We start from the raw sequence: 13823 nt of genomic DNA on the forward strand, positions 1-13823 counted from the left end.
CATCCTCAGGCCGGTATTCAAAAACGTATAGAAGATCGATCGCAGCTCCTGGTTACAGGCTTTTAATAATCGAATGCATTCATCCCTATTCAGGAAACGGGGAGATTTCGAGTCAGTCACTTTGATCGATTTCACCCCGGTGCAGGGATTCAAAGTACAGAGTCCTCGATCGATACCAAATTTAAAGATCGAACGAAGCGTTTTAATCTCGTAGTTGATCGTTCGGGTTTTAGCCTTTACACAATTCGGTTTCACCAAATGTGCCAAGTGCTCCGGGATTTCTGCCCTTCCCAAGTCCGTGTTCTTTCGGAATTTCTTGTACTTCTCGAAGATCATCGGATCCAGTTGAGAGACCTTTTTCAGCTGGGGATGCTTCAGCCCCATGAACACCTTGAAATTCCTGATCACGTTCCAGTACCTGCGGTGTGTAGCTTCAGAGTGATTGGTATTCGAATAATCCAGGTATATTTCCAGGAGCTCCTCGAATTCAATATCCTTCGGATTCAGCTTATATTCATCCCTGGCCAGCTTGGATTCGATATCCGCCAAAATCAGCTGGGCCAGTTTCTTTGATGTGCCGACCGTTTTGCGGATGCGGATTCCACTTTTAGAGTAAGTATCGATATACCATTGCTTGCCCCTCTTATAAACTCTTCCCATGCTACCACCTGAAAAATCTTAGGCACAAATTAGGCACAAATGCTGTATTTGGGAATTTACTTAATTCGTAAGTTATTGTCAAGCAGAAAGATAAATGAAAAATAGCGGTGCAGGGACTTGAACCCCGGACACGCGGATTATGATTCCGCTGCTCTAACCAACTGAGCTACACCGCCATTAACAGCAAATTCGTAAATTTCAAACTACAAAATCTATTAATTTGTCGGACAAAGTCAAGCGATTTGTAACAGTAATTTTTACACGATATCCCTTTTCCAGATATCCTCCCTGTCCACGAATAACCCCATTTTTCAACTATTTGTGCACTTTCAAGTTGCAGATATCCTGAGATTTGTTATCTTACCTTTGTGTGTAGGCGGTTTGTGTTCCTTTCGGGATAACTCACCGCGTATTCTGCACTTGTGCCCCCATCGCTTAGCAGTTGATAAATAGTGAATATCTCGTTGATTCTCAGGCGTGGGATGCTATGATTTCTGAATCACACACCGAATCCAGGATTTTCTGCCATCTTTATGATTCACAGGAGAACCGTAATCGTCAATGCTCCGAATACATAGCCAGCCAGATCGATTCCGAACGGGAAATCTGTATCCTCAAGAATTCACGTTCCGAAGGCACGAACCTGGATTCGATCCTGCGCAACATCTCGTCCTCTTATGGCAAACTGCTGGCCAGAAAACTGCAACTGATCTCAATCGGAAACCAGCCTGAAAATATGATCAGAGAAACGGTCGAAAGAATCTGCTTGAATAACAGGCAGGCCCGATATTCAAAATCGAAGAGCCTGATTCTGCAGGACCTGCCGGCGGATCTCGAGGGTTACATCTTAACCAAAATAAAATATTCTGCTGACCGAAGCCCGGTAAAATCCATACTGATACAACATGACCACAAAGATTGTTCTTCGCGTGAAATCGACCTGATCCTGAAAAACTGCAATTACATAATCCACAACAACGATCTGCTTCATAACAGGTTCCGCGGGTGCGACCTCGAAGCCGTAGTCGCTCACCTCGACCTGGAGAAACTGAGATCTCTGCTTTGGTGGACCAACACCGGCAGGCAGATCGATTTTTTCAATACCCGCCAGGCTGTCGACTTTGAAGCGCTGGAGAACTCAACTGAACCAGCCGTCGCACTGCTGAAAAACAATACAGTCATATCTCTCAACAGCAGGGCTAAACAACTTCTGCGGGAGTGTTTTTCCAACGGCGAAAACCCGGCCCGTGATTTAGACCATATAATAAAGCAGTTCGAAAAATCACTGGGTGACTCCCTGCCGGCAGATTTTGCTTCCAACCGCAAGTTCACAGTTACACCAGATTCCGACAGCTGTCTCAAAGTCGAGACCATGCCGGTACTGAAAGACAGAGATGACTTAATCATCCTGAGCATGGAACCGGCCAAAAGCAGTAAACCGAGGCAGTCAAACCGGCAACTCAGCCTGCACAAGGATTTCAGCCCCATTAAAGTCCCGGAGAGGTTTCAGGAGAACGCGACAGATCTGCGATTTGTAAAACCATCCAGAACCTATATCGAGGATTTCCTCGAACACAGGTCAAAACCTAAATCACCGGGATCATCGAAAGAAAATGTCTCAAATATCCTCTTTGAAGTCCTGACGGAAAAAGCCTTAGTCGGTATCTACCTGGTCCAGGATGAGCTGTTCTGCTACGTAAACCCGCGTTTCGCGGAGATCTTTGGCTACACCCGGGAGGAGATCGAAAACCGCCTCGGGATCGCAGAGCTGGCTCATCCCGATGACATCCCGAAAATCCAGGAGAACATCAGAAGACGTATCCAGGGCGAGGTCGACACCCTGCACTACACATTCCGAGGCAACACCAAACAGGGTCAATCCATCCAGGTGGAAGTCTTCGGATCACGCACAACCTACAACAACCGCCCGGCTGTCAGTGGCACACTGCTGGATATCACCACGAGCCATCGACGACAGATCACCCAGTCACTGATTTACGATTTCGAGCGGGAGATCCATCTCAGCGATGATCCTGAAGAGCTGTTCCGACGGGTTCATCGGCAACTCAAGAAGCTCTTCAACCTGTCAAATTTCTATGTTGCCCTGTATGATCCACACAGAAGGCGTTACAGTTTCCCCTACTTTGCGGATCAGTACGACAAAGCCTCGGAGATCAGCGCGGAGCAGATGAGATACAGCTTGACCGATTATGTCCGTCGCACGGCGAAACCGCTCTATGCCGACACCAAAAATCAGGAAAAACTGATGGCGCAGGGTGAAATCAGGCTGGTCGGCACCAAAGCACCACTCTGGATCGGAGCTCCACTGATCGAGGAAGGCCGAGTGCTGGGAGTAATCGCGCTTCAAAGTTACGATCCCCGGCAATATTCCTCACCCGATGATCTAAAACTGCTCTCAGTACTGGCAAAGCGAATCGCGACTGCCATGGTGTACCAGAAAACGCAGGTAGAACTCGACCAGAGCCGTAAAAAATTCGCGAATATCATCGCGAAAATACCCGGATGTGCTTACTCGTATCGTCTCGACGATCAGTTTTCGATCGAATTTCTCAGCCCGGGAGCTTCGAAGATATTCGGTATCTCGAGCGACTACCTGGTGGAAAGCAAAAAAATCAGTTACCTGAACCTGGTCAATGAGGAAGATCGCCAGGACCTGCTCAAAAAGCTCCGGCAAGCCAGAGACCGGCACGGCCAGTTTGAAACGGAATACCGGATCCGGACGACGGGTCAGGAAGTTCGCTGGGTGCATGATTTCGCGACCGTTCGACAGGATGACGAGCAGTGTTGTGTTGTCGAGGGCTTCTTGTACGATATCAGCGATCAAAAACAACAACAGCAGGAATCTATCAAGACTCACAAACTGCTTGTGGCCGCGCTGGAGAGTTCTCCGGCCGGGGTTATGATCGCCGATGCTCCCGATGTCAATATCGTTTTGGCCAACAGCGCCGCGCTCGAAATTCGGGGCCCGACGCCACTGGCTTTGACCAATATCCATGTCTCCCTGCATCCGAAACGCTGGCAGACTTATTTTCCCGACGGCACAATCTGCTTTCCGGAGGAACTGCCTTTGTCACGCGCGATCCTGTTCGGCGAAACGGTGGCAGATATGGAAATCATTATCCGTCGCGACTCCGGCGAGGAACGCTGGGTATCCTTCAGTGCCGCGCCGGTTTACGACCAAAACGGTAAAATCGTGGCCGGAGTAGCGGTCTTTCCGGATATCACCGAACGAAAAGCGATGGAGCGCGAACTGAAGAAAACCAATTTTAAACTCCAGAGCGAGAGGTTCAACCTGCGCGAGAAAAATATCGCCCTGCGAGAATTACTCAACCAGATCGATCGTGAAAAGATGACGATTGAACGGCAGATCCAGACCAACCTCGATACCGTCGTCCTCCCGCTTTTACATTCCCTGCGGGAGAAAATTCATCCCGAGGAATATCCAATGACCGTGGCGCTCGAAAAAGCGCTCCAGAAGGTAGTCTCGCCCTTCGTCAATAAGCTTCGCAATACTTTCTCACACCTGACCCCGCGCGAACTGGAAATCTGCAGCCTGATCCGGCAGGGGCTCACCTCAAAAGAGATATCCTCGATTCTGAGCCTATCGGACCAGACGATTCATCAACAGCGCAAAATCATCCGTCGCAAGCTCGGCCTCACCAATACCGAAACAAATCTAACTTCTTATCTGAACTCTAATTATGATTCCGGCGCGGAGGCTTGAACTCAGATTTTATCCACATCTTAAAACCAAACTGTGAACAGATATACGAGGATTTCAACAGCTTACCCACAACCATCGGGCATAGACAATACCCAATAAATTCCCAATCATACCCTATTTACAAGATTTGATTTATCCCTATTTTCTAAGCACCTGATCTTATCAGACTGAACATTCTGAAAAAGATAGAAAACATAAAAGGGAGCGAAAGGGGGATAAACTTATAATCTGAAATAGCTATTGACTTCCGAGGGTTGTGTATTAAGGGACTTGCTTGCACAGATCACTGTTCGAAGCTTTTTGAGGGACTGATTTTAAACCGCCAATGATCCCACAGCATCGGACAAAAGCGAATACAACGGGCAGAAACAACTGTCGGGAGGAGAAAATGGCATATCAGCCGGGTTTTACATCGCTTGTCCCCGCCCCAAAGCAGACAACCCCGGGAGAAATCAAACATCCGTTTACGCTCATTACTGACCAGTATGAGTTCGCAGGCGTCTTCACCAGTATCACCAGCCGAGGCGACTCAGAGCAGGAAATAGTCGCATGGGATAGTGTCCTGATCGCCAACGCGCTCGATTCGGCCAAAGATTTTGCGATTTTTAGTCTACGAGCGCCTGATTCGGAGATAGACTCTATAAAAGTAATGTTCGTCAGTCCCTCTATCAAGGGTCTGGCCGGATTTTCCAATCCACAGGATTTTTCTTCATGGCTCACCAGAATCCATAAAGATGACCGTCAGAGATTCAAGGATGCTCTCAAATTCACCCTCGATACCAAAGAGAGCCTGAACGAGGAGATCAGGGTATCGGCAGGAGATACAGAACATTACCGAAGTCTCCGGATTATGATCTCCGTCAGTGAATCCAGCCCGCAGGGCGATATGATCCTGACCGGGATGATCTTCGATATCACCGAAACAGAAAACCTGAAACAAAGCCTCTACAACACGCGCAGGATCAACCAGGCGTTGCTGGATTCGATTAACGCTTCAGCGTTTGTGGTCGACCAGAGCGGTATGATCCGGTCTACCGGGGAAAAACTGTTTTCAGAATTGAGAAGCAATTCCGAGGACCTGATCGGCAGCTCGATTTTCGAGCTGTTTTCTGCAGAGAACTCCGCCTTTCTTGCACGCAATATCGAGAAAACCATGAAAACGAAGTCAGCTGTAACCTGCCATATCCTGCACAGGATTCACAACTCGGAATTCAAGTACAAACTCAAACTGACAGACTGCGGTGAGAACCAAATCCTGGTAGTTATCGATAGAGACGGTGTAGGAACACAGCAGAAGACGGGTAGAAAGCTGTCTACCGCGATCCTCGACAACATCATGAATGCCATTTCAGAGGATCTGCTGGTAGTCGATGGCGATAACAGGATAGTAAGTTGCAACCGCTCATTTGAGCTGACCAGCGGTTATGAAGCTTCGTCTTTGGTGGATCGCAAATTCTCGGATTTCTTCAGCCTCCCGAATAATGACAAAACCATGACTGACCAGGGCAGGCTGTTCGAGATGCTCGACTATGTGCTTTTGACTACCAGTTCCCGCTCACGCAAGCAGGTCGCGCTCGGTATCAACAGGCTGACCGATTCCGAGGGTAATCTTCTCGGCAAACTGATCATCGTCCATGACACCGAAAAACAGTCCGACAGATCTAAAGAAAATCCCGTGGATAACGAACCGCTGTATTTAAAAACCGGCTACCGTAAGCTGATGCATGATCTCAATAACATCCTCTCGACTATTCTGGGCAATATCGACCTGTTCCGAATCAGTGACAGCAAAACCGACAGTATCGCCGCAGAATACCTCAAGAACATCGAGAATGCCGCCCTGCAGGCCAGAGATATGCTCAGCGGTATGCCCGCCAAAGATGAGCAAAACGACAGCGTAAAAACCAGGCAGATAACTGTCGATGAGCTGTCGAATGGTTTCATCGAACCTGTGCTTCTCGAAAAAGAGCTGGAATGGGTGGCGAATATTCCGGATGATCTGCCGGATATTGAGACTGATCCGGAAATCGCTTCTCACTGCTTTAAAAGCATCATAGAAGGACTGACTGCAATCAATCCCGCCACATCCAGCCTGTTCATCGAAATCATGCGGGTCGAGCAGTCGACCGGACAACTGAGTTTTTTACCTGAAGGCAAATACGTTAAAATCGTCGTTGGCTTCCGTAACGGCGGAGATACCCGGGCTGACACATCGCCACTTAAAATCGACAGGATCCCGCACTTCAACGAGGCTCGTAACCTGATCTCGAAAGCAGGCGGTGCCCTTGAAATAATCTCAGAGGCCGGTCAGGACCTCAGGGCAAATGTATATTTTAAAATCGCCGGCCCTAAACAGGCCAAATCACCTGATACAGGCGAAAAGGTGCCCGAAAACCTGCGAATACTGGTCATGGATGACAAACTGGAGGTACGCCAGGTGGTCGGCCAGATACTGAGCGAGCTGGGGTACAAGACAGCTTTTGCTGAAGACGGCACACAGGCCATCAAACTCTACAAAGACAGCCTGAAAAAGGACCTTAAATTCGATGCCGTCATCATGGATGTCAATATTCCCAACGGTATGGGTGGCGAGGAGACAGTGCGCAGGCTGAGGCAGATCGATCCCGATGTCAACGCGATCGTGTTCAGCGGATGTCACAACGCGCACATCATGTCGAACTTCCACAAGTTCGGATTCCAGGGATTCGTCTCGAAACCGTTTACGCTCGAAGAATTGAACCGCATAGTGACAGACACGATCCATAAAAGCCATTCCGGAAGCCATGGATGCTACAACCGTAAGCCGGATTGAACGCGAGAATACTGATCCATTAATCGGGGGCAGATACTGATCAGAAGCTGTACTTCAACTGGAAGCCGAGGGTTGCCGTGGATGGATCCAGGTAGGGTTCGAGATCGAACCTGCGACCTTGATTGCGGTCCATGAGCACATCTGAAATCACCCAGCCATATATTGCGGCGACATAGACATCAGACGGCCAGTGCGCCTCGGAGGCAACTCTCTCGATTCCGATCGAGCCGGCAATCGTATACGCCACGATCGTGAACGGCCAGAACTTTATATGGCGCGAGAATATATTTGCCATCTGGAAAACATTGGCTGTGTGACCGGAGGGCATCGAGGTTCCGCCGTTGAATTCAAAATAGCGCGCGCCCATCCCCTCATGGGGCCGACGACGTCCGGCAAACAGGTTGACAGCGTTTTTCAACAACCCGGCAATATAGTATGACTCGACCAGGTCGATCCCGATATACATCAGCGGATCGATATCCAGAAGGTAGCCAAGCGCGACCGATCCCAAAAAATATTTCGCGGTCGTTCCCCCCATCCCGATCGTTCCCAGCTCTTCGCCGATATTCACAAAAGGCTTGAGCGGGTCATCCTCGCGATGCTCCCTGATAAAATCATAAATTTCCCGGTCATAGATATATATCACCGCGCCTGCCGAAGCGATCCCCGCCAGCCACAGTGCCGACTTTTTATCGATCCGGGCCGGAGAGGAATAGATATAGGCGGCGTCTTTGACCGATGTTACAACTGCATAGCCCAGGTCTTTGAATATATGCTTAGACCGTTCCTCATCAGCCTGAGTTCCGGAGGAATCCGAGTCCGCATTAAAATGGATTTGCGACACCAGCGGAGCCCGTACATATGCCATAAAACAGGCTTTTTCCAGCTCGTATTTGTGACAGGACTGCGCTGACAAACCAGCCTCCGTCATGCTGAAAAACATCATTGTCATGAGTAATAAAGACAGGATTTTCATGATTGCTTCAAAGCTGATAATTTCAAGCGCTCAGTCTGTCAAGTCCCGGACGATTGCATGCGACCGCTTGATACAGTCATTCATACCGATCCCCCAGTAGGCGTTGCCCGCCAAAAAAATTGAACCGATCTGCTTTAGCTCCGCCTCGATTCTTTCCATTCTTTCCAGATGACCGAGCGTATACTGCGGTATAGCATTTTTCCAGCGGATAACTTTCTGGTACTCAGGTTCGGAATTGATCCCCATCATTTTGGACAATTCCTCCAATGCGGTCGAGGCGATTTCAGCTTCGGGTTTTTCGACAACCTGTGGATTGACCGAACCGCCCAGCATAGTACGCAGAAGCACCTTGCCCTCCGGAGCCTGGTCGGGAAATATCTCCGAAGTCCAGATCGAGCCCAGCACCTGCTTTTTCTGGCTGTGCGGAACTAAAAACCCGAATCCAGCGGGAGGATTCTCAAACGCCTGTTTGTCGAAACCCTGGCAAACTACGGCCAGGCTGGAATACGGTATCCTGTTTAACATGTCCGAAACAGTCCAGTTCAAACCGGCCAGCATCCGGGCGGCGTGATAGGCAGGTACCGCTATGATAACAGCATCGAATTCCGGCTTCCCATGGGAGGTTTCGAGCACAAATTTATCACCCGACTTGACAATCGCCCGGACCTCGATCGGGTACATCAGGTGGTTCTCCAGAACTTTCTCGAGCCCTTCTATCAATGTGTACAACCCCCCCTCGAAGCTGGTCAGCCTCCCCCCCGGCCCGGCCGGACCGCCGGATTTACCACCGGATTCTTTTTTCTTTTTCAGCATGGCCTTTATAAGTCCGCCGTACATTCTCTCCATCTCGAACATCCGCGGAAAACAGGCCTTAAGGGAAAGCTCCCTGGCATCCCCGCCATAGATCCCGGAAACCATCGGGTCGATCAATGTTTCCGCCGCTTCTTTGCCTATCCTGCGTTTCGCAAAATCGAAAATCGATTCATCGCGATCATCTTTTCTACCCGGCTTGAAGTATTCAAATGCAATCCTGAGACGTCCGGGCAATGACAAAAGACCGCTTTTTAAAAACGTCTTAGGGTTGGGCCTGATTTCCCACAGCCTGTCATTGCGAAAGATGAAGCGACGCTCTGATTTCAAATCAGCCGGATTCAATTTCTCTCGCAACCCGAGACGATCGACGAATTCGAGTGTCAGGGGTTCACGATCCAGAAAACCATTCGATCCCCAGTCGACGATGTAACCATCCTCGCGCGTGGTGCCGATCGTACCACCCAGGCGGTCCTGTTTTTCGAAGATAGTAAAATCGTAATCAGAATCGTGGTCGGCTTTAAGGAAAAACCCTGCCGCCAGGCCGGATATTCCCCCGCCGATTATAGCGACTTTGCAATCAGCCATCCAGCGACTCCATGACAAGTTTGCCAATCAGTTCGATAAAATCATCGCCGTCATTGAAGACCTCGGCCCTTACAAATTTATCTATTCCCGCCTTTTCTGCAATCTCCCTGAGCTCGATATCGAGTTCGAAAAGCGTCTCGAGGTGATCGCAGACAAAACCGACCGGCATCACCACGACCTGTTTGACACCATCCAGGGCGACCTTGCGTACACTGTCAATCGTCGAGGGTTGCATCCATTTGACCGGGCCGATCTTGCTCTGAAAGCAAACAGTATAATTGTCGAGCGGATGACGATCCAAAATCGACATAACAGTCCGGTCGATCTGCTGACCGTAGGGGTCACCTTTGGCAATATGCGACTGCGGAAGCGCATGAGCCGAGAAGAGCACATGATATGGTTTACTCAAATCGATTCCAGCCAGCGCTTTTTCGAGACGAGCGACCTTGGCCTGAATATAATCGGGGTGATCATAAAAGGGAGGAATTGTGGACAGCTTGCCCTTGAGTCCATGCTTTTTCGAGGCCAGCGCGAGGTCGAAATAGACACTCCCCAGAGTCGAACGGGCAAACTGCGGATACATCGGCACAGCCACTATCCGTTCGTAATTCTGATCTGCCAGTTCCGCCAGCTTATCGTCAATTCTCGGCTCGGAATAACTGTAAGCATCGCAGACATCGATCTGGGGAATTTCAGGTTTAAGAAGCGACTGTGCTTTTTCAGCTTGTTTGCGGGTCCATTCCCGGAGCGGTGATTTTCCGCCGATCATACGATAGTGCTCCGCCACCCTGGGGGCGCGTGTAGTGGAAACCATCCAGCTCAAAAACGAGCGCATCAATCCAGGCATGCCGGTCACAAACGGGTCGCCCAGAAGACTGCGAATAAACTCTTTGATTTCGCTTTCCGATTCCGGCCCGCCCATATTGATCAGGACAACCGCCACTTTCTTGTCTTCAAAATTACGGCTCAAACTATTACTTTCTCAAACTGTCCGTGAAAACTGTGTCTTCATCTTCCCTTTGCGAAGGTAGGCATCGAACGTCATGGCGATATTGCGAATAAATATCTTGCCAGTACCATTGACTGCAAGCCTGTCTGCCTCACGCTCAAGCAGGCCGTCCATTGCAAACTCTTCCAACTCGGACAGTTCATCTTTCAGATAAGCTTTAGCATCGATTTCAAATAAATCCTCGATCTTCTTCAAATCAAGCCTGAAATTGCACATCAATTCTGAAATAACATAACGGCGGATCAGGTCGTCATGGGAAAGCTTCATCCCGCGGCAGGTCGCCAGCTCATTTCGATCGAGTGCCGGATTGTAATCCTTCAATGATCCGTGGTTCTGGGCGTAGCCCTGGTTGATATACGATATAGAGGACATTCCCAGTCCAACCCAGTCCTCAGCCGAGCGCACCGTATACCCCATAAAGTTACGGCGCAGACGATTCTCACGGGCGGCCAGCGCCAGCTCATCCTCAGGCACAACGAAGTGATCCATCCCGATTGCCTCGTAGCCGGCTTCGACAAATCTACCGCGTGCCATTAAAAACAGCCTGAGCTTCTCGGAAGCATCGGGAAGCAGGCTCTCGTCGAGACGATTCTGGTGCGGGCGCATTTTGGGTATGTAAGCAAAACTGTACAGGGCGATCCGATCAGGCCGAAGCTCGATTGTCTTTTCGATCGAGCTTTCAAATGATTCGAGCGTCTGTGATGGAAGACCGTAAATCAAGTCGAAATTTATTCCCTTGAAACCGAGCTCACGGCTGAAGCGATAGAGTTCGATCGTCTTGTCAGTATCCTGGTTACGACCGATCGCCTGCTGGACTACCTGGTTAAAATCCTGAATGCCGAAGGACAGGCGGTTAAAACCGAGTTCTTTTAACAAATTGATTCGATCGTTATCGGTCACCCTTGGATCGAGTTCGACCGAAATCTCGGCATCGTCTCTGATCTCCCCTCGTTTCGATACCAGTTCGAATGCCCTGACAGTATTAGCGCTGTCGAGACAGGTGGGAGTCCCCCCGCCCCAGTGAAGCTGGGATATTTCGCGCCTCTGACCCAGACGGGAAAATACCAGGTCCGCCTCCCGTTCAACTCGCTCGAGATATTGTGAGTGAACCGAGTCTTTTTTCAAAGCGGTTGTGTTGCACCCGCAGAACAAACAGCGCTGTCTGCAGAAAGGGATATGCAGGTATATCGAAAGCTGTTTTTCAGCCTCCGAGCCTGCTCCCCGCAGGAGCCGGTCAAAATCATCAGGACCGAAATCATTATCCCAGACCGGAACCATCGGGTAACTGGTGTATCTCGGACCGGGACGATCGTATTTGTTTATAAGTTTTTTGAGGTCGGGTGTCATCTTGATCATTGAGCCTTCCCGGCCCGAAAAGCCCGCACCGTAGCGACCAGCCGGCGCACATTTTCCTCGGGTGTGGGAGGCAAGATACCATGGCCGAGGTTAAAAATAAATCCGGGATAGTCAGCCATCTCATTCAATATCCTGACGGCCTCGCGTTCGACCTGCTCTTTTGGCCCTATCATCAGGTTGGGATTGAGGTTGCCCTGCAGTGAAACAGGTTTGAGCTTTTCCGAGGCGGTTTTAAGCGGTGTCTTCCAGTCGACACAAAACGATGACAAAGGCAGTTCCGAGACAGCATCGAGAAGGTGATTTGAATTCTTAATATACAGCCCGGAGGGGATTTTGGAAGACTTCAGCCCCTCGAAAATGTATTTCAGGTACGGCATAGAAAATCGCCTGAATTCAGCTTCGGATAATTCTCCGGCGGCCGTATCGAATACCTGCACATAGTCAGCCCCGGCCCGGGCCTGCATCTTGAGGTATTCGAGGCTGATCTCGGCCAGCGTGGTGAGGATATGTTCAGCCTCTTTCGGATACTTCATCAGGTAAGCATAGGGACGGTACATCTCCTTGGCTCCCATATACCCGCATAAAAACGAGAATACGGTAAAAGGCGCACCGCAGAAACCTATTACCGCCCTGCTGTCACCCAGCCTTATACGGGTTGCCCGAACGACCTCGGATACAAAAGCCAGTTTCTCGGCCGGATCGAACTGTTCAAACATTTTCGACTGATCAGGATTCTCCAGAAGCGGAGCGATCTTTGGAGCTGGATTATAGCGCAGGTCAAAACCGAACGGTTCGACTATATAGAGTATATCCGAAAAAATAACAGCCGCGTCAAAACCGAATTTGTCGATCGGCATGACTGTCACCTGAGAAGCGACCTCTGGATCCTTGCACATCTCCTCAAAGCCCATTCGCGAGCGAACTTCACGATATTCAGGCAGGTAGCGTCCGGCCTGGCGCATAATCCAGATCGGCACCCGGGATGTTTTTTGACCGGCCAGGTTTGATTTAAACAGGGCACGGCTGTCCGAGGTTTCAACTGATGTGTGCATATCTTCAAAACCTTAGAGCTTACGATTCGGGGATTTACTTACTTACTCGACCCTTTCATCTCAAGTCAAACGCAACTATCTCATAAGTTTAACGGGAGTTTCCCGCCAGAGTTCCGGTCATCGAAAGATGTAAACAAATAATATAACCGCCGTAGCAGATATAGCAACCAATTAAACGTCTTTCAAAGTCGCAGATAAAAAACGGGAGAAGCCGTTCAGCTTCCCCCGTAATACTTACGCAGCGCGGTATGGTGTAATACTAATTGAGATAAGCCCTCAGCGAACGAGAGCGGGAGGCATGACGGAGTCGGCGAATCGCCTTTTCCTTGATCTGCCTCACTCTTTCACGTGTGAGCGAGAAACGGGATCCAATCTCTTCAAGGGTTAGTGCCTTTTCATGATTAAGGCCAAAATATAGATTGATCACTTCCGCCTCGCGGGGAGTCAGGGTATCCAGCGCTTTTTCAATCTCGGCCATCAGCGATTGGCTCAGAAGCTCCTCGTCGGGAGCAGGCTGGTACTCATCCTCCAGCACATCGATAAGGCTGTTGTCTTCCGATGAGGAGAAGGGCGCATCCAACGACAGATGAGTGTTGGAGATTTTCAAGGTATCGGTCACTTCTGATTCGGTCAATTCGAGCTCGTTGGCGATCTCATCGGCCGACGGCTCGCGACCATACTCCTGCTCCAGTGAAGAAGAAATCTTGCCGATTTTGTGCAAGGTTCCCACCCGGTTCAGGGGCAGACGAACGATTCGCGACTGTTCTGCCAGGGCCTGCAGAATAGCCTGACGAATCCACCAGACAGCATACGAG

The 13823-nt window shown here is 49.8% G+C and carries 9 protein-coding genes and 1 tRNA gene; 2 read left to right on the forward strand and 8 right to left on the reverse strand.

The genetic code is table 11. From position 1 onward, the window contains the following. Both GF404_13700 and GF404_13705 read right to left on the reverse strand, forming a co-directional pair. Positions 1-660 (reverse strand): hypothetical protein (locus tag GF404_13700; protein MBD3383231.1); only part of this gene is annotated, 660 nt, incomplete at its 3' end. Positions 661-762: 102 nt separating this feature from the next. Beyond that, a tRNA-Met gene (locus GF404_13705) sits at positions 763-836 on the reverse strand. Between the two features lie 311 nt (positions 837-1147). On the opposite strand from GF404_13705, the gene GF404_13710 reads away from it, so the two are divergent. Next, positions 1148-4405 (forward strand): PAS domain S-box protein, encoded by a 3258-nt coding sequence (locus GF404_13710; protein ID MBD3383232.1) that lies wholly within the window; start codon positions 1148-1150, stop codon positions 4403-4405. A 325-nt stretch (positions 4406-4730) separates the two neighbouring features. Continuing rightward, positions 4731-7217, forward strand: a complete 2487-nt coding sequence (locus tag GF404_13715) for a response regulator (GenBank protein ID MBD3383233.1) — start codon at positions 4731-4733, stop codon at positions 7215-7217. 40 nt (positions 7218-7257) lie between these two features. Here GF404_13715 and GF404_13720 read toward each other — a convergent pair whose 3' ends face one another. The 6 genes from GF404_13720 to GF404_13745 all read right to left on the reverse strand — a co-directional run. Beyond that, the gene (locus GF404_13720) at positions 7258-8193 is read right to left on the reverse strand and encodes a phosphatase PAP2 family protein (protein MBD3383234.1); all 936 of its coding nucleotides are present in this window, start codon (positions 8191-8193) and stop codon (positions 7258-7260) included. Positions 8194-8223: 30 nt separating this feature from the next. Then, a complete protein-coding gene (gene hemG / locus GF404_13725; GenBank protein ID MBD3383235.1) occupies positions 8224-9591 on the reverse strand; it encodes a protoporphyrinogen oxidase in 1368 nt (455 codons plus the stop codon). Continuing rightward, positions 9584-10561 carry a ferrochelatase gene (hemH, locus tag GF404_13730; GenBank protein ID MBD3383236.1) on the reverse strand — a complete coding sequence of 326 codons (978 nt, stop codon included), beginning with the start codon at positions 10559-10561 and terminating at the stop codon, positions 9584-9586. The genes hemG and hemH overlap by 8 nt, the downstream gene beginning before the upstream one ends. Positions 10562-10573: 12 nt before the next feature. Further along, entirely contained in the window at positions 10574-11956 is a 1383-nt protein-coding gene (gene hemN / locus GF404_13735; protein MBD3383237.1) for an oxygen-independent coproporphyrinogen III oxidase, read from the reverse strand. Beyond that, the gene (gene hemE, locus GF404_13740) at positions 11953-13008 is read right to left on the reverse strand and encodes a uroporphyrinogen decarboxylase (protein MBD3383238.1); all 1056 of its coding nucleotides are present in this window, start codon (positions 13006-13008) and stop codon (positions 11953-11955) included. Before hemE ends, hemN begins: the two co-directional genes overlap by 4 nt. A 259-nt stretch (positions 13009-13267) precedes the next feature. Further along, a partial coding sequence (locus GF404_13745; GenBank protein ID MBD3383239.1) for a sigma-70 family RNA polymerase sigma factor occupies positions 13268-13823 on the reverse strand: 556 nt, incomplete at its 5' end.

The sequence above is a fragment of the Candidatus Zixiibacteriota bacterium genome (assembly GCA_014728145.1).
Classification (GTDB): domain Bacteria; phylum Zixibacteria; class MSB-5A5; order JAABVY01; family JAABVY01; genus WJMC01.